This window comes from Shewanella sp. QJM3NY_23, assembly GCF_056173105.1.
Genome location: NZ_CM149657.1, coordinates 1367221 through 1385800 on the forward strand (window position 1 = coordinate 1367221; position 18580 = coordinate 1385800).

Annotated in this window: 16 protein-coding genes; all 16 read left to right on the top strand. The window is 43.7% G+C overall.

Features of this window, described 5'->3' with window-relative positions; genetic code table 11:
• Positions 1-24 precede the first annotated feature (24 nt).
• The 16 genes from AC0VXX_RS06330 (at position 25) to AC0VXX_RS06405 (ending at position 18484) form a co-directional block, all read left to right on the top strand.
• On the top strand, positions 25-3156 hold the full coding sequence (locus tag AC0VXX_RS06330; RefSeq protein WP_475516396.1) for an ExeM/NucH family extracellular endonuclease: 3132 nt from the start codon (positions 25-27) through the stop codon (positions 3154-3156).
• Between the two features lie 64 nt (positions 3157-3220).
• A complete protein-coding gene (locus AC0VXX_RS06335; protein WP_475516397.1) occupies positions 3221-5815 on the top strand; it encodes an endonuclease in 2595 nt (864 codons plus the stop codon).
• A 239-nt stretch (positions 5816-6054) separates the two neighbouring features.
• The gene (gene ushA, locus AC0VXX_RS06340) at positions 6055-7737 is read left to right on the top strand and encodes a bifunctional UDP-sugar hydrolase/5'-nucleotidase UshA (protein ID WP_475516398.1); all 1683 of its coding nucleotides are present in this window, start codon (positions 6055-6057) and stop codon (positions 7735-7737) included.
• Between the two features lie 286 nt (positions 7738-8023).
• A complete protein-coding gene (locus tag AC0VXX_RS06345; protein ID WP_475516399.1) occupies positions 8024-8647 on the top strand; it encodes an LON peptidase substrate-binding domain-containing protein in 624 nt (207 codons plus the stop codon).
• Between the two features lie 57 nt (positions 8648-8704).
• A complete protein-coding gene (locus AC0VXX_RS06350; RefSeq protein ID WP_475516400.1) occupies positions 8705-9343 on the top strand; it encodes a sigma-70 family RNA polymerase sigma factor in 639 nt (212 codons plus the stop codon).
• Positions 9336-10097 (top strand): ChrR family anti-sigma-E factor, encoded by a 762-nt coding sequence (locus tag AC0VXX_RS06355; RefSeq protein WP_475516401.1) that lies wholly within the window; start codon positions 9336-9338, stop codon positions 10095-10097. The genes AC0VXX_RS06350 and AC0VXX_RS06355 overlap by 8 nt, the downstream gene beginning before the upstream one ends.
• A 24-nt stretch (positions 10098-10121) precedes the next feature.
• Positions 10122-11066 carry a YbgA family protein gene (locus AC0VXX_RS06360; RefSeq protein ID WP_475516402.1) on the top strand — a complete coding sequence of 315 codons (945 nt, stop codon included), beginning with the start codon at positions 10122-10124 and terminating at the stop codon, positions 11064-11066.
• Entirely contained in the window at positions 11063-12457 is a 1395-nt protein-coding gene (gene phrB, locus AC0VXX_RS06365; RefSeq protein WP_475516403.1) for a deoxyribodipyrimidine photo-lyase, read from the top strand. Before AC0VXX_RS06360 ends, phrB begins: the two co-directional genes overlap by 4 nt.
• A 9-nt stretch (positions 12458-12466) precedes the next feature.
• Positions 12467-12901 carry a nuclear transport factor 2 family protein gene (locus AC0VXX_RS06370; RefSeq protein WP_475516404.1) on the top strand — a complete coding sequence of 145 codons (435 nt, stop codon included), beginning with the start codon at positions 12467-12469 and terminating at the stop codon, positions 12899-12901.
• Between the two features lie 29 nt (positions 12902-12930).
• Complete coding sequence (locus tag AC0VXX_RS06375; protein WP_475516405.1) at positions 12931-13650, top strand: SDR family NAD(P)-dependent oxidoreductase; 720 nt, start codon at positions 12931-12933, stop codon at positions 13648-13650.
• Entirely contained in the window at positions 13650-14903 is a 1254-nt protein-coding gene (locus tag AC0VXX_RS06380) for an NAD(P)/FAD-dependent oxidoreductase (RefSeq protein ID WP_475516406.1), read from the top strand. Before AC0VXX_RS06375 ends, AC0VXX_RS06380 begins: the two co-directional genes overlap by 1 nt.
• On the top strand, positions 14900-15655 hold the full coding sequence (locus AC0VXX_RS06385; RefSeq protein ID WP_475516407.1) for a DUF1365 domain-containing protein: 756 nt from the start codon (positions 14900-14902) through the stop codon (positions 15653-15655). Before AC0VXX_RS06380 ends, AC0VXX_RS06385 begins: the two co-directional genes overlap by 4 nt.
• Positions 15656-15688: 33 nt before the next feature.
• Positions 15689-16969, top strand: coding sequence for a class I SAM-dependent methyltransferase (locus AC0VXX_RS06390; protein WP_475516408.1), 1281 nt, complete (start codon positions 15689-15691; stop codon positions 16967-16969).
• Entirely contained in the window at positions 16947-17456 is a 510-nt protein-coding gene (locus tag AC0VXX_RS06395; RefSeq protein WP_475516409.1) for a DUF2878 domain-containing protein, read from the top strand. The genes AC0VXX_RS06390 and AC0VXX_RS06395 overlap by 23 nt, the downstream gene beginning before the upstream one ends.
• A gap of 153 nt (positions 17457-17609) precedes the next feature.
• A complete protein-coding gene (locus tag AC0VXX_RS06400) occupies positions 17610-17966 on the top strand; it encodes a chalcone isomerase family protein (RefSeq protein WP_475516951.1) in 357 nt (118 codons plus the stop codon).
• Positions 17963-18484: a DUF3833 domain-containing protein gene (locus AC0VXX_RS06405; protein WP_475516410.1), complete on the top strand. Its 522-nt coding sequence runs from the start codon at positions 17963-17965 to the stop codon at positions 18482-18484. The genes AC0VXX_RS06400 and AC0VXX_RS06405 overlap by 4 nt, the downstream gene beginning before the upstream one ends.
• Positions 18485-18580 lie beyond the last annotated feature (96 nt).

Below are 18580 nucleotides of genomic sequence, written 5' to 3' on the forward strand. Positions count from 1 at the left end.
AGGTTAAAAAATATCGAGTTTAATATGAAGAAAAGTTTTCTGTCACTGGCTATCGCCAGTATTATCAGTTGTGGCGTTAACGCAGGCGTTAATGACCTACTGATCACCGAAATGGTGCAAAAAGATTATGGTGCCGAACTGGGCTCTATTGAGATCACCAATACCCATGCAACTGAATCATTTACCTTTACAGATGATACCGCTGCGTTCATGTGGGGTAATGGTAAATATGAAAATCAAATGCTAAAAGCAGATGGTACGCCGTTATTATCAGGAGTTACCGTTGAGCCAGGCAAGTCGGTTGTGGTACTTAATAGTGCAGCTAGCGACGAATACAAACAAACTATTACTAATAATGGCGGCACTTACATTATTGGTGAAGGTAACGGTAATTACAGCGATTTTTACTTAAGCGGTAATGATGGTTTTTACATTAAAAATGGTTCAACCGTTATCGACCGTGTTGGTGCCGCAGATAACACGAGTGTTTGGGCGCCTGACACTACCTTACGTCGTCGTAAAGATAGCGAAGGCAATGCACCAGCACCTTCTGCAAGTTTTAATGCATCGCAATGGGAAGTCATCAACCCGCTTGATATTTCAACTGTGGGTACACCAAACTTAGCTGATGCTTATGAACCATTTGTTTGCGCTAATTTAACCACCATTGCTGAAATCCAAGGTACTAACGGTCCATCTCCTTTAAAAGGTCAAAAAGTTGCTGTAGAAGGTGTGGTAACGGCTGTTGTCGGTCTACCTAACAAAGGCTTTTTCATTCGTGATCTTGTTGCTGACGGCAATCCATTAACTTCAGATGGTATTTTTGTTGAAAGTGGCAGTGCAAATAGTCAATTAGTTGGTAGTACTGTTTGTTTAGGTGGTGAAGTTGCTGAAAGCTATGGTCAAACTCAGTTAGCCACTGATGTATGGGAAGTCACTAATAGTGAATTTACCCCAACGGTTGCCACTGACATTGAAGTTCTCGAATCTGACGCGGGATCGTTTGCTTCGACACTTAATCGTTATGAAGGCATGTTGGTTAATTTGCCTGAAGATATGAATCCTCTTGAGGATGGTAATCAAGACATGCGTGTATCACGTAGTTTTAGTTTTAACTACGACAGTTACCGCAATAACATCACTTTGGCATATAAACGTCCAAATCTACAGCCAAACCAGTTAAATGTACCTGGTACGCCTGAGTCAAAAGCCGCAGCAGCACAAAATGATGATTATCGTTTAGTTGTCGAAAGTTCAACTAAAGCGGGTGATGGTGCTATCCCTTATTACCCTAATTTTAATATTGCACCACAGAACAACTACATCCGTATTGATGATAGTGTCGTTGGGATGCAAGGAGTGATCAGTTATAGTTTTGGTGATTACGCCCTAACTGTTACTAATGAGTTAAATAATACTAACTTTATCCACAACCTTCCAAGGACTGATAGTCCAGATATCGATGAAACGGTAGCAGATGATCAATTTGCTATTCGTATCGCGAGCCAAAATTTATATAACTACTTCAACTCACCATTTGGTGGTGCTCAGAATCAATTCGGCCAAAGCCGTGGCGCTGATACCTATACTGAGTTCACTCAACAAAAAGCAAAATTGGTCGAAACCATTCGTGCGCTAGATGCTGATGCTGTTGCTTTCATGGAAATTGAAAACAATGGTTATGGTCTGAAAAGTGCTATTGCTGATTTAGTCAATGAAGTAAACGTATACTACAACGACGAATATGCGAATAATGCTGACAAGCCATACTCTACAGAGAATCGCTACGTGTTTGTCGGCTTTGACCATAACGGCAACGAAATGCTTGATGAGTTAGATTCACTGGGTTCAGATGCTATTGCTACTGGTATTATCTACCGTCCAAGCAAATTAAGCATTGAGCGCACCCGTGTTGTTACTATGCCACAACAAAAAGCCCCGACTATTGTGAATGACAATAATGAGGTGATTAAAGACAATAAGGGTGAAATTTTAGAAAGTGGTCAAAACTATCATCGCGACGCGCTTGTAGTAACTTTCCTTGTGAATCAAACCGGTAAGCGTTTAACGCTAGCGGTTAACCACTTTAAGTCTAAAGGTTCGACGTGTTGGGAAGACTGGGAAGGTGTTGAGTTTGGTGACGCAACAACTTGGACTAAAGATGCGCCTGATCTTGATTTCCAAGGTGCATGTTCTGAGTTCCGTATCTCTGGTGCAGTTCGCTTAGCTGAAGAGCTTAAAACTGTTGAAGGTGATAAAATCATCTTAGGCGACCTTAACGCTTACGCTAAAGAAGATCCACTTCTAGTACTTACTGAAAACCCACGCAATAAAACTTTAATGACAGCGAGTCATACCTTTGTTGGTACTAAGCCACAGTTTAACCTTGATGGTTCTCCTGTCGCTATTACTCATAGTTATGGTTACATCGATATTATCTCTAAGGTATTTGAGAAAAATGGCAAAACTCCTTGGAGTTACTCTTTCAATGATGAAGTAGGCTCTTTAGACCATATATTGATTTCTCCATCATTAGAGCAACGCGTTATTGATGCTGCTGACTGGCATATTAATGCTGCTGAATCAAACTTGTATGATTACAACAATGAGTACAAGGGTGACTACAGTAATGAGTACAATAAATTTTATACAGAAGATCAGTTCCGCTCTTCTGATCATGATCCAGCATTAGTGACCTTAAGTTACTCACCAGGTGAAGCTGATGCTAATCGTTCAATCTATCTAACCAAGCTGCAGAAGTTGATGCAGGTTCCTTATCAGATCCCTGCCAAAGCTAATGCGTTAGCTGGTGATGTTGCGACCATTAAACTTACGCCAAAAGACGACGAAGAACAGTTAGACTTGACTCAACTAGTTGAGCCAAATGTGATCCTGACTAAAGATGGCCAAGCACTAGTAAATTTTGAAGTATTTGGTGCTCCATCTGCTGATTACAATGTCAAAGTAGCGCTTGAACGTGACGGTAAAGTCGTTGAAGGTTCTTCAGTTTCATTTGAAGTTGAAGTGGCAAGTAGAGATGGGTTGGTTCCTCAAATCGTAGAAGAGAAACATGATGATACTGGTGGCAGTACCGGACTGTTTAGCTTATTAAGCTTATTTGGTTTGTTTGTGCTACGTCGTCGTAATAGCCTATAACTTGAACATAAAGACGAGGTGTTTGCCAAAGCTACACCTCGTCTTCACATGAAAAGATATCATTATGAATAATAAAATGAATGTCGTTGCTAAAGCAGTGACCCTGCTATTAGCCACAGCGGCCACTGCCGCTCAAGCAGATTTGGTTATCACCGAATATGTAGAAGGTGGTGGAAGTAATAAAGCGATTGAAATTTCCAACCTAGGCACAAGTAGCGTTAATCTTGATGCTGACCAATATGTGTTAACTCTTTATAGCAACGGTGCAACTACACCTGGTAATACTGCAACCTTAACTGGCACCTTAGCTGCAGGTAGCAGCGTTGTTTACTACAATGCTGGTGCCACCGATGAGTTTAAAATTGGCTTTGAATCAACAGTAACCTATTTTAGTGGTGATGATGCTTTGGTTCTGACTAAAAACAATGCAGTTATTGACCGTGTTGGTAAGCTAGGTGAACGTCCTGACGGTGCTTGGACAGATCCAAACGATGCCAACTTTTCAACTAAAGATAAGACCCTAAGACGTAAATCCAACATCACTACTGGTGATACTGATGCAACAGCAAATTTCCCCGGAACTGGCAGTCAATGGCTAGTTCTAGAAAAAGACACTGCTGATGGTTTAGGTTGCCCTGGTGAAGGTGCATGCCCAATACAACCGGGTGTGTTATTGATTACTGAATACATTGAGGGTGGTGGAAACAACAAAGCGGTTGAATTATCGAATGTAGGTGGCAGTGTTATTGATCTTGATGCAGCTGAATACAAGTTATCTTTGTTTATTAACGGTGCTACAGAGCCCGGCAATACTGAAATCCTTTCTGGCTCATTAGCCGTTGGTGACAGCATTGTATTTCATAATGATGCTGCCGATGAGGCATTTAAATTTGGCACCGCTTCAACCGTTACCTATTTTAATGGCGATGACGCATTAGTGCTCTTCAAAGACGGTGTCGCTATCGACCGTTTTGGTAAAATGGGTGAAGACCCAGGCTCTGAATGGTTAGATGTCAATGATGTTAACTTTTCGACGAAAGATAAAACCCTTCGTCGTAAAGACGGTATTACAACTGGCGATATCGATGCATCCGCTGCATTCCCAGGCGATATTAACCAATGGGCAGTATTTGATAAAGATACGGCAGATGGTTTAGGTTGTTCCGGTGAAGCTGCGTGCACTCAGGCACCTGTCGACCCGGCCCCCTGTACTGGTTGTGAAACACTAACTCCAGTAGCTGACCCTAACACATTCGATACTAACACCTACTACACCAACGTGCTAAGCGGTAGTTTTGATGATCCAGAAGCGATGAAGAATGCCATTTCGGTTGCCATTGCTAACGGTCATAAACAACTGACTTACAAACAAGTGTGGACAGCTTTGACCTTTACTGATGAAGATCCAAGTAATAGCAGTAATGTGCTCGAGTTATACACTGGCCAATCAGTGTCAAAGCAAAGTAATGGTGGCAACACGACTGATTGGAACCGTGAACACGTTTGGGCTAAAAGCCACGGCTTCCCAAGTGAGTCTCAGCTAGGTTATACCGACGCGCATCATTTACGTCCGACTAATGTGAAGGTTAACTCAACACGCAGTAATTATGATTTTGATGAGTGTAGTGACACAGGTACAGAGTTAACCGATGCACCAGGTAATTATTTAGATGCAGCCAAGCGTTGTTTTGAGCCTAGAGATCTCGTTAAAGGTGATATCGCACGTATGATCATGTATATGGATACTCGTTATCAAGGTAACGATAGTAACATGCTTGATTTAGTGGCTGTCGATCGCATTACAACCGCTGATGAAGTAGCTAATAATGCGCCACTTATTGGTAAGCTATGTACTCTTTACTCTTGGCACCAGCAAGATCCTGTTGACGCTACCGATATGCAGCGTAATAACGCCGCTTATACCTATCAAGGTAACCGCAACCCATATATAGATTACCCTGAATGGGTACAACAAGTTTATGGCGATCAATGTGGTGATCCAGTAACGCCAAAGTTAGATGTTGATGTGATTATTGCTTCGCCAGAAACGGTTAATGAAGATGAAGCGTTAACGCTTGATGCTTCTGCAACCGTTTCTAAAGACGGTGCTGAACTGACCTTTAAATGGGAGCAAACTGCAGGTCCAGCGTTAGACTTTGACGCTACAAGCGCAGTGTTAATGCTAACTTCACCAGAGGTTGCCGCTGATACACAGCTGCAATTTACCTTAACGGTAAGTGATGGCGCACTAGAAACTAGCCAAGTGGTTGCTGTTAAAGTTGTAAATGTTCCATTTTCTCTTGATATCAGTTTTACTGGTAACACTAAGCTCAATGAAAATGAAAGCACAACAATTACTGCAGCGATAGCTAATGAGCCAGCAGGTTTACAATACAGCTGGAAACAAGTTGGCGGTGCACTGGCAGATTTTACTGCTGATGGCTTAGTGCTTAATGTTACAGCCCCTGAAGTATCTGTAGATCAAACGTTGGTGTTCACTCTTGTTGTGAGTGATGGCCAAGAGCAATATAGCACTAGCGTCAGCGTCAATGTGAAAAACCAGCAAGAAGAGGGTTGGGTTAAACCTGATGGTGCAGGTAGTTTTGGGACTGGACTTCTATTACTACTTCCACTTTTATGGCGTCGCCGTCAATCTTAATCTTGTGAATCTTAATTTTTTAAATCAAAGTTAAGTCACATTAAATCCAGCAGTACGAAGTTTACTTTGTACTGCTGGTTTTTTTGTTTTACTGATTATCTGCTAACTCAATACTTTGTGTGCTATTTAATATTAAATTAGCTATTTTTCATCTTGTTTGTAAATTCAAATAAGTAAATTAAGCTGGTTAATTAGTGTTGGCAATAGCAGGTAAATAATACTTAACGATAGGGATTTTTATGAAACCGTTTCTTAATCCTATTACTACCGCATTTCTATGCACTATATTGCTAATAACCGGCTGCTCTGATAATTCAACACAAGTGCAAAGTTGTAGCGAAGCTGGTGAACAATGCGTTAAATTTACTTTACTACACACCAATGATCACCATGGTCGATTTTGGTCAAATTCCAAAGGTGAGTATGGCATGGCTGCTCGAAAAACCTTGATTGACCAGATAAGAGCAGAGGTCAATGCACAAGGAGGGCAAGTATTACTACTGTCTGGTGGAGATATCAATACAGGCGTACCTGAGTCTGATTTACAAGATGCCAAACCCGACTTCATGGGAATGAATTTACTTAAATACGATGCAATGGCAGTAGGGAATCATGAGTTTGATAACCCACTTAGTGTGCTTGATGAACAGCGAAAGTGGGCTAAATTCCCTATGTTATCGGCCAATATTTATCGTGAATATGAAGGTGAATGGAAACCTTATTTTGAGCCATATAAATTATTTAATTTAGGCCATCTAACACTTGCAATCGTGGGGTTAACTACAGAACAAACCGCAGAAATAGGGAATCCTGAATATGTAAAATCATTGCGTTTTACTTCGCCGCAAACCGCGCTCAAAAACACCTTAACCATTTTGCAGCACGGGCCAAAACCCGATTTGGTTTTTGCTCTGACACACATGGGGCATTATCAAGATGGAAAGCATGGCAGTAATACCCCTGGGGATGTGTTATTAGCTAGAAGCCTAAATCGAGGGCAGCTTGATGGTATTATTGGTGGCCACTCGCAAAATCCAGTCTGTATGGCTAAATCAAATCAATACGCTGATTTTAAGCCTGGAGATGAATGTCGCCCCGACAATCAAAAAGGTACTTGGATCATGCAGGCCCATGAGTGGGGCAAGTATGTCGGTCGAGCAGATTTCGAATATTATAATGGTAAGTTGCACCTTGCTCATTATCAGCTGATACCCGTTAATTTTGACTCAGATAGCGAAACAGAAGTCGCCCGAATTTCAGCAGACCCCAAGATGCTGGAGTTATTAACGCCGTTTCAACAACAAGGTGAAGCCATACTCAATGAGGTGGTTGGCCATACAAAGGCTGAATTAGTAGGCAACCGCAAGATAGTGCGTAATCAAATAAATGCAATGGGAGTATTACTTGCCACAGCTCAAAGTAGCGGTGAGTTCAATGCAGATTTTGGCATCATAAATTCAGGTGGTATTCGTTCATCTATCGATAAAGGCCCAATTAGCTATCGAGATGTGTTATCCGTACAGCCTTTTGCAAACACCGTTAGCGTCACGAAAATGAAAGGGGCGGATCTACAGCACTATCTGGCAAGTATCGCCACTCAGACAAGAGGCTCGGGTGGATTCGCCCATTTTAGTGGTATAGATATGACGGTTGATTGCGGCCTCAAAAAAGTATCTATTAACAGCATTAATGGTAAGCCGTTTGACCCTAAGCTACATTATCGTTTTACCCTGCCTAGTTATAATGCCGCTGGCGGTAATGGATACCCAGTATTAGAACATGCCATTGACACTGGGATTGTTGATGCCGATATCTTACTCGAATATTTAAAGCTGCATGACCCTATTGATCCAACAAGTGTCGATTATCAAAGTCGAGTTCAATTTAGTGGTTCAAAAAACGCTTTGGGATGTGATGGTTAGCATGTTTCTATTGTACCTTGCTTGAGAAGCATAAGCTTAGATATGACGACTAATTACTAAGAGTCAGATTTAGTCTAAGACAGGTTTTGACCAAACAGTATCGCGACCATATGACTTGGCCTTGAGCGTGTCCTGTCAGAGGTGGCGTTATCCCAAGCGCCTAGTTGCCGTCCCCTGTGGACTTGGTTGAAAAAGTCGACGATAGGGGCGAGCGCTGAACTTAGGGTTGTGATCCCATGGTTTTGCCTGTACGTATCACGGGTATTGCTCCACAAAGAGAAATACAGTGATAGACACTCATTTAAACGATAATTTAGCGACAACCTTACCCACATGCCCAAGGCAAATGGCGGTATTCCCTCTACCGCTATTTATGTTACCTAATGGCATTCAGCGCCTGAGGATTTTTGAGCCACGCTACCTTTCTATGATAGCTGAGGCTGGAGAGCGTGGTGGGTTTGTGATTGCACGCTTTGATAACGAATTAGCATTTAATGTGCCTAATTGGGGCGCGCGGGTGGAAGTGATTGACTTTCATGCGGGCAAGGATGGCATATTAGTGGTTGATGTGAAGGCTATACACCTAGTGAGTTTAGATAACATGGCTTATAGAAACGATAACTTACTGTTAGCCGATACCTGTTATAAGCCGCATTGGGATAGATTAATCAGTGATAGCTCTTCTATGGCGCTTGGGCGCTTACTTGAGCAGCTATTTGAAGACAATGACGCTTTAGCGCAATTGTATGGAACAACTCATTTTGATCGCCTAGACTGGGTCTGTGCTCGCTTTTTAGAAATATTACCTTTATCTTTGAATGAAAAAGAGAAGTTTATTCACCCAGCAAGTTTTGAACAACTGACGGTATTTCTCTACAGCGTGATTTTTGGCAACGAAAATATTAATTGATCCATTTAGTTTTGACTCACGTAATGCACTTTATACTTCAGCAATGGTTGGTTTGAGATGCAACAAACAGTGAGCAAAAGCTACCCAAAGAGGGAGAGCAACATTATCGCCAATAATATCGAGACTCAAGTTCCGCCGGAGCTGTCTCATTGGCTTGACTCAGTTGCTATGCAACGTGATAAGCAGGCATTTACTGCACTGTTTCAGTTTTTTGCGCCTAAAATAAGACGTTTTGGCATCAAACAATTGGGTAGTGAAGCGCAAGCTAATGAGCTAGTGCAAGAAACCATGACCAATGTTTGGCGTAAGGCCCATTTGTATAATGTCGACAAGGGCGCTGCAACCACTTGGGTGTACACAGTGATGCGCAATGCATCATTTGACATGTTAAGGCGTATCAAAGCAAAAAACGAACAAAACCTTGGCGATGATATTTGGCCTATCGATCAGGCTCAAGATGAAGCACAAAGTGAAGAGTCTAACTTTGGCGACCACTTAATGGAGAAGCAGATGTTGAACTATGTCAATACTCTGCCGCCAGCGCAGCAAGCAGTGGTGAAAGGCGTTTATTATCAAGAGTTGTCTCAAGAGCAACTAGCGCAGCAGTTGGGTGTGCCAATCGGCACCGTTAAGTCGAGATTAAGGTTAGCGCTAGCCAAGCTCAAGCAGCAAATGGGAGAACAGTACAATGATTAAACATCATCCAACATCAAATGTGTTAAGCGGTTTTGTTGCTGGTGATTTACCTGCTTCTGTCGCTATCATTGTTGCCAGCCATGTCGAGCTTTGCAGTGATTGTGCTAAACATGTTCAGCAGCTCACAGAACAAGCCGCTATGCAAGCTTTTGATATAAATGAAGAAGATAGCTGGCTCAATCAGCAGGTACAGTTAACTGAAGCACAATTTATCAATCATACACCGTCCAGTGATGAGCATGGAGCGACGACTCAGCGGCAATTAACCAGTGAGACAGGGGTTGATTGGGACAGCGTCTCAATGATTGATGCCATTACTGCATCGCCTGCACAGGTAAAATCTGCAGTGGCGCAAACCGTAACAGAAATCGAAGTGGCGGGTCAGCGCATTTCACTGCCTCGAGCGATGAAATCAATCGGCCTGCGTGAATGGCAAGGACTGGGTAAATTGTCACGTGCACGATTGGCTCTCGATGACGATGAACTCAGAGCCAGTTTATTGCATATAGATAAAGGTGGTAGCGTGCCGTGCCATACTCATAAAGGGTTTGAAATCACCTTATTATTACAAGGTAGTTTCGATGATGAAATGGGGCATTACGCAGCAGGTGATTTTATTTGGCTTGATGGTGAACATACCCATCAACCAATAACGCAAGAAGGCTGTGTCTGTTTAACGGTATCTAGCAATGCCATTCACTTTACCCAAGGCATGAGCCAGCTGCTTAATCCAATAGGACGATTCATCTACTAAAGTGAGTAGAGTGAGGATGAGATAATGGACAAAAAACTTAAAATTGGTATTAGTGCTTGCGTGATGGGTGAACCTGTTCGCTACGATAGAGGCCATAAAAAATCTAATTTTTGTGTAGATCAACTCAGTGACTTTGCTGATTTTAAGCCTGTCTGTCCTGAAATGGCGATTGGTCTACCTGTGCCAAGACCAACCATTAGACAAATTATTCGTGACAATATCATCACGGTTTCGCGTCCCGATGGCAGCGGTGATGTTACTGAGCAGCTCACCGAGTTTGGTCAAAAGGCGGCAAAGCACTACGGCGATCTGGCTGGGTTTGTGTTCTGCGCTAAAAGCCCGAGTTGCGGTATGGAGCGAGTTAAAGTGTACCATCATCACGGCAAAGGTTCTGAATCAACGGGCGTAGGCTTGTTTGCTCAGCAAGTTATGCGACTTAATCCGTTATTGCCCTGCGAAGAAAATGGTCGCCTTAACGATCCGGTCATTCGCGAGAATTTCATTACCCGCATATTTACTTATCAAAAGTGGCTCGATCTTAAAGCCAGTGGGATAAGCAAACATAAGTTGATTAATTTCCATAGCGTGCACAAATACTTAGTGATGAGTCACCATGTTGAGAGCTATCGCGAGCTGGGCCGTTTGTTGGGCCGCGCGGATATCGAACTGGACGAACTCGCCGAGCGTTATATTGCTGGCTTGATGGAAGCGTTAAAGAACAAAGCTTCACGTCGAAGCCACACCAATACGCTACAACATTTGCAGGGATATTTTAAACGTGATTTAGATGAGGCGAAGCGCAAAGAACTCACCGATGAGATTGCCGCTTACCATCAAGGATTACAGCCTTTATTAGTGCCTCTGACTTTAATCAAACACTACTTGATTGAGTACCCAAATGAGTACCTGCAAGAGCAAGTGTATTTAAATCCCCATCCTAAAGAATTGCGTTTGAGGTACGGATATTGAGCTGTATCTTATGGATCCGTCGTGATTTAAGAATCCATGACAACCCCGCCTTGAGTGAAGCCATTGCTCAAGGCGTTAACACCGCCGTATTTATCTCGACGCCAAAGCAGTGGCAACAACATGATTTAGCCCCCATTAAAGCTGACTTTATACGGCGACATCTAGATGGATTTGCTCAGCAACTCGGTGCTTATGGCATCGAGTTTGTCCATTTGTCGGCCACAGATTTTGCTCATCAACAACAAGTGTTGCTGCAATTTTGTCAGGCTAAGGGCTGTGATACGGTACTAGCCAATACTGAGCCTGAAGATGATGAGGTGGTTCGCGATCGTCACATAGCCCAGTCTGGCTTACACCTTAAGTTATGGCAATGTGATACCATTTTACCCCCTGGCAGTGTGCTCAATAAACAGGGCGACATGTTTAAGGTGTTTACGCCGTTTAAAAATGCGTGGTTAAAAAGAGTGCAGCAGGTGGGGATTGAATGTGTGCCATCGCCTGCCGCCTCAACAGTATTTCCAAGCGATGCCTCTATCGTACCAGTGACGTTTGATTATCCGCAGGTCGACTCCAATGCTTGGCCGTGCAGCGATACCGTGATGGCGGAGGTGCTACCGCGATTTTGGCAATATAAGCTATTAAATTACGCCGCGACTCGCGATTTCCCCAGTATTAAAGGTACATCAGGAATATCCCCCTATTTGGCTATAGGCGCCATAAGCCCGCGTTGGCTGGCGTTGCAGTTAATTCAAGCTCAACCTGAGGTGATTTACGATCAACAGCATGGCGCTTTTACTTGGTTAAATGAGCTTATCTGGCGTGATTTTTATCGCCACCTGCTATTCCATTTCCCCAATTTAGTCAAAGGGGATAATTTTCAAACTAAATATCAGTTAGCGCAGTGGCCGGGCAGTGATGAGGCGTTTAACGCTTGGACGCAAGGTCGAACCGGTTATCCCATTGTCGATGCGGCAATGAAACAGCTGCTTCACACTGGCTGGATGCATAACCGTCTACGTATGATAGTCGCCAGTTTTTTAACCAAACATCTGCTAGTCGACTGGCACAAAGGTGAGCGTTTCTTTATGCAGCACCTTATCGATGGCGATTTCAGTGCCAATAATGGCGGTTGGCAATGGGCGGCAAGCACAGGCTGTGATGCTCAACCCTATTTTCGTATTTTTAATCCTATCACTCAGAGTCAAAAATTTGATCCCCAAGGTGAGTTCATTCGTAAGTATTTGCCAGAACTTAAAAATGTGCCCGATAAATATATTCATTTTCCCCATGAATATATCGAGAAAAATGGCGTGGTTAGCGAATATTGGCAACCGATTGTTGATCATAAACAAGCACGCTTAAGGGCCTTGGCATTCTACAAATCTTATTAGGACTTATGGATGATGGCGCAATCTTTATGGTTACAGAATTTTATAGCGGTATACACTGAGCTTTCGACCGATAATTTAGTATCGCTGGAAAAAATCTATCATCCTGATATTGAATTTGTCGACCCAATGCATCAAGTATTCGGCCTGCCGGCTCTGCTTCGCTATTTTACTGGCTTATACCAGCAGCTGCTCAGTTGTGATTTTGTGATTGAGCATGTGCTCGAAGGGGAGCGTGAGGCAGCGATTTATTGGACCATGACCTTTCGTCATAAACAGCTGCGTGGCGCTAGCCCTATTTCGGTTCAAGGCCATTCTCATCTAAAGGCGCAGGACAATAAGGTGATTTATCACCGCGACTACTTAGACGTGGGGGCGATGTTATATGAACACATTCCACTACTTGGCCGTGTCATTCGCGCCATCAAACAGCGCGCAGCTAAATAATGTCGATGCCAGCAAAGCAGGAGGATAAGATGCGTATTATGATAACGGGAGCTACTTCTGGCATTGGTCGGGCCTTAGCCGTATCTTATGCTAAGGCCGGTCATCACATTTTAGCTTGCGGCCGCAGTCAGCAAAAACTGGACGATTTGGTCAAACAATATCCCAACATCACCCCACAGTGTTTCGATTTAACTCAGTATCAGCAATATCCAGTGATTGATAAGGTCGATTGGCCGTTAGATCTATTGATTTTTAATGCAGGAGATTGCGAATACATCGACGATGCCTTGCATTTTGATGCCAAGCGGTTTGAGAGAGTTATTAACATCAATTTAATTTCAGTTGCTTACGGCTTACAGTCCTGGCTTAATTTGGTAAGGCCCGGTGGCAGGTTGGTGATGGTTAGTTCTAGCGCTGAGATGTTAGCCTTACCCCGAGCCGAAGCTTATGGCACATCAAAAGCGGCGTTAACTTATCTGGCTAAGGTGTTATCGATAGATTTGGCTCAGCATGATATTGAGGTTAGCTGTGTTCACCCCGGCTTTGTCGATACGCCATTAACCGAGCGAAACACTTTTGCCATGCCTATGTTGATGACCACAGAGCAAGCCGCCACTAAGATTATTACTGGTGTGGCTAAAGGTAAGCGTGATATTCGTTTTCCGGGATTATTTATATTTTTAATGAGATGCTTACAGTTACTGCCATTTTCCATTTGGCGCCGCTTAGCGATAAGGATAAATAAATAATGAAAAGGATCGCCGTTATTGGCTCTGGCATTTCAGGATTAACCTGTGCCTATTTGCTCGATAAGCAGTACGACGTGACTGTGTTTGAGAAAAACGATTATGTCGGTGGCCACACTGCCACGGTTGATATTACCCATCAAGATAAGCAGTATGCTATCGATACCGGTTTTATTGTATTTAACGACAGAACTTATCCCCATTTTAATCGTTTACTTGAGATGTTAGGTATTGCTGGTCAGCCTACCGAAATGAGTTTTAGCGTACATAATCGTCAAACTGGGTTTGAATATAACGGTCATGGGCTCAATTCACTGTTTGCTCAGCGCAGAAATATCTTGCGGCCTCAATTTTGGCGGCTTATCAGCCAAATTTTGAAATTCAATAAATTGTGTAAGCAAGCCTATAGTGAGCAAGCGATTGCCCCTAATTACACCTTAGGTGAGTTTTTACAACAACATGGTTTTTCTGACTTTTTTAGCCAACATTATATTTTACCTATGGGCGCCGCTATTTGGTCGACCAGTTTGGCCGAGATGAAACAATTTGAACTGAAGTTTTTTATCCAGTTTTTTTATAATCACGGCCTACTAAATATCTCTGACAGGCCCCAATGGTCAGTGGTGCCCGGTGGTTCGCGAGTTTATGTTGAGGCCATCTTGGCTGAGTTATCTAAACCGGTATTAACCGAGTCCCATATCACATCGGTGACCCGAACCCATGATGGCGTGGTGATCACCTTGGTCAATGGTGATGCCTTGGTGTTTGATGAGGTGATCTTTGCCTGTCACTCAGATCAGGCATTAGCCCTGCTGGGCGATGCTAGCGATGAAGAAAAGTCGGTATTAGGCGCCATTCCTTATAGCCGTAATGAAGTGGTGTTACATACCGACATAGCATTGTTGCCCAAAAGGCCACTGGCTTGGGCCAGCTGGAATTACATGCTTGATGACAATCTTAATCGACCTTCTTGCGTCACCTATAATATGAATATCTTGCAGGGCATTGATAGTGACAGCACTTTTTGTGTCACCCTCAATCAGAGTGACGAGATTGACCCGAGCAAAGTATTGCGTCGGTTTGTTTATCATCACCCTGTGCTTAATGATGCTAGCGTCAGAGCCCAACAACAGCGCTCACAGATCTGTGGCCAACGTGGCACCCATTTTGTTGGCGCTTATTGGTATAACGGCTTCCATGAAGATGGCGTGCGCAGCGCGCTGGATGTGACCAAACGTTTTGGCCTGACCTTATGAGCCAAGATGCCAACATAGAACACAGTGGTATTTATAAAGGAGAGGTGCGTCATCGCCGGTTTGGCGATATCACTCACGCCTTTAACTACAAGATGTATATGATGGGGCTCGATTTAGACGAACTGCCACAATTGATGCAACGCAGCAATTTGTTTGGCCAGCGTTGGTTTAATCCGATCCGCTTTTTAGAAAAAGATTATATCAAGAATGAACCTGGCAGCCTTAAGCAGCGTATTGGTGACAAAGTCAGAGCGTTAGGTGGTGATTGGAGTGATGATTGGCGAGTACTGATGTTGGCGCAATGTCGCTGCATGGGGGTCTATTTTAGTCCGATAAATTGTTACTTTTGCTATGACGAAGCGGGTGAATGTCGTTATATGCTAGCGGAAGTGAGCAACACCCCATGGCAACAGCGACACTACTATTTGCTGGCGCTGGGGCAAGAGCTGAAAGTGAAAAAAGCCTTTCATGTGTCGCCTTTTATGCAAATGGATATGACCTATCATTGGCGCATTACTCCGCCAGCAAACAAGGCGCTAGTGCATATTGAGAATCACCAGCATAGTAAAGTTTTTGATGCGACTTTGGCTTTAACCAAGCACCCAGTGACCCAAGATGAGCTCATTAAAACCTTGCTTGCAGCGCCTTCGATGACACTCAAAATGGTGCTAGGGATATATTGGCAAGCATTGAAACTATTTATTAAACGGGTGCCGTTTATTGCTCACCCGGGATCAGATGAAAAAACATAAATACGACAGTAATGACCGATTAGCGAGGTTGAAATGGAACAGCTTGTAAAACAAAATCAAACGCTTAACCCTCGTAATGCCTTAGTGAATACTGGGGCTAACCAAAAATATAGAGCGTTGATTGTCAAGCTTTTAGCGCAGCTGCAGGATGCCAGCATCGAGCTTATCGAAGGCGACAAGCATCAAATACTGGGTGATAGAGAGGCCCAGCTGAGTGCGCAAATTGTGGTGCATGACAGTAGTTTCTATAAAGATGTTATCCAAGGCGGCAGCATAGGTGCAGCAGAGGCCTATTTAGATGCCAAATGGACCAGCCCAGATTTAACCCACCTCATTCAAGTGATGGCGAGAAACCAAGCTAAGCTCGATGCTATCGAAAGTAAGATGGCTTGGGTCACCAAGGTGAAAAACCTCTTTTTACGCCGCAAAAACCTTAATACAGAACAGGGCTCTAAGCGTAACATTTTGGCCCATTATGATATTGGTAACGACCTGTATGAGCGCTTTTTAGACACGAGTATGCTCTATTCGTGTGCGGTATACAGCAGTGAAGCGACCAGCTTAAGTGCCGCTCAGCTCAATAAAATGCACACCATCTGCCAAGGGCTTGAATTACGCCCAACTGATCATGTTGTTGAAATCGGTACAGGTTGGGGTGGGCTTGCCATCTATATGGCGCAGCATTACGGTTGCAAGGTAACCACTACCACGATTTCTGATGCTCAATATGCCTTTGCCAAGCAGCGTATCGAGCAAGCGGGCTTAAGCGAGCAGGTAACCTTACTTAAGCAAGATTACCGCTTACTCGAAGGGCAATATGACAAGCTAGTCTCCATTGAAATGATTGAGGCCGTGGGCCACGAGTACCTAGGCACTTTCTTTGAAACCTGCTCAGGGTTACTCAAAGCCGATGGCAAAATGCTGATCCAAGCCATTACCATTGCCGATAGCCGTTATGATAAATACCGTAAAGGAGTTGATTTTATTCAAAAATATATCTTCCCTGGCGGCTGTTTACCTTCGGTAGCCGTGATGACATCGCATATGGCGTCGCGCACCGACTTGGTGGTGAGTGAGATAAATGATATCGGCTTACATTACGCCAGAACTCTCAATGATTGGCGCCAAGCTTTCGAGCAGCGTTGGGATGAGTTAGTTAAACTTGGCTACAGCGATGAATTTAAACGTTTGTGGTTATTCTACTTTTGTTATTGCGAAGGTGCCTTCAAAGAGCGGGTGATCAGTACGCATCATCTGGTTGCCAGAAAACCCCGTTATGTGGGACAAGCCGATGAAGCGATTTTGGATTATTAACCTACTGTTATTTCAACTATGTTGGTTTAGCGCCGCCTTGCTCGGCGACAATGCGGCGCTGGCCATGGTTTTACTTATCGCGCTGCATTTTTTACTGTCGCCCACTCGAAAAGCCGATGCTAAGTTACTCTTGTTGGTGCCAATTGGTATCGCGGTGGATAAGCTACAGCTTGAGATCGGTGGTTTTAGCACAGTCGATGTGGGCTTTCCCCTCTGGCTCGCTTTACTCTGGTGCATTTTTATCATCAGTTTTAATCACAGTTTACATTGGTTAACTCGGCAGAATAGTTGGGTTGTTGTCTTGTTTGGCGCCATTGGTGGTGCCAGCAGTTACTGGGCAGGCATCCAGTTTGGTGTATTGCAGGCCCGTTGGAATGAACTCATGCTGGTGGGTTCACTCATGCTGGTGTGGTCGCTGCTAATGCCGCTACTGATCACTGGTTATCGGTTGTTACAGCCGCCAGCGCTTGCCAATATAACGAGGTGACTTATGTTTAAATGGTTAGCTGTGATGCTACTCAGTAGCAGTGTTTATGCCTCTCCCATTAGCCAGCTTGAAAAGATTGGCGCCGGAGAGATGACCTATCTATTTTGAACCTTATATCGCGCCGAACTGTTTGCCAGTGAGCGGCCATTCTTAATAGAGGCAGGTACAGATGACAAAAAAATCAAAGCGCTGCGTATCGAATATTACAAAACCATAGATAAACAGGCATTAGTCGAGGCAACCGCAGAGCAGTGGCAACACCTAGGCTATAGCCCCGCCGATATTGCCCAATGGGTCGCGCCACTGCAGCGTATTTGGCCCAATGTGGCCCCAGGCGATAGATTAACTTTGCTGGTTAATCAAAGTGGTGAGAGTCAGTTTTATATGGCAGATCAATTAATAGGGAAAATAGATGATCCCCGCTTTGGTGAGGCTTTTTTAGCGATATGGTTGTCTAAAAATACGTCTGAGCCCAAGCTTAGGCGACAACTTCTGGGGTTAAGCCAATGAAATATTTGATGTCACTGTTATTGTTGTTACTGGTTACGGCCTGTGGTTCAGCCAGTTTAGAGGAGCATAGAGGCACTCAACCTGAATTAAAGTTAGAACAATTTTTTGATGGCAAGTTAAAGGCTTACGGCATTGTGTTAGATCGTTCGGGCAATTTATTACGTCGCTTCGAGGTCGATTTAGTCGCTAATTGGCAAGGCGCTAACGGCGAAATCAAAGAGTGGTTTGAGTTTGACGATGGTGAAAAGTCGACTCGAATTTGGCAGCTAAAGAAAGTGGCTGAGAATCAATATGAAGGTCAAGCCGGTGATGTGATTGGTATTGCCAAGGGTAGGACCCAAGGCTCGGCGTTATTTTGGCAGTATGATTTAGATATTGTAGTCGATGGCGAGACCTACCAAGTGACCCTAGATGATTGGATGTTCCTACTCGATGAGAACCGTCTATTTAACAAGACAGACATGAGCAAGTTTGGTTTTAAAGTGGGTGAAATAATTCTTTATATTGAAAAAATCTAGTTAATGACATTGATAATCGCATCGGCGATAACACGTTAGCCGATGCGTTTTTGTTGCTGATGATGCAGGGTTACCTTGCATAACCCATTAGCTCAT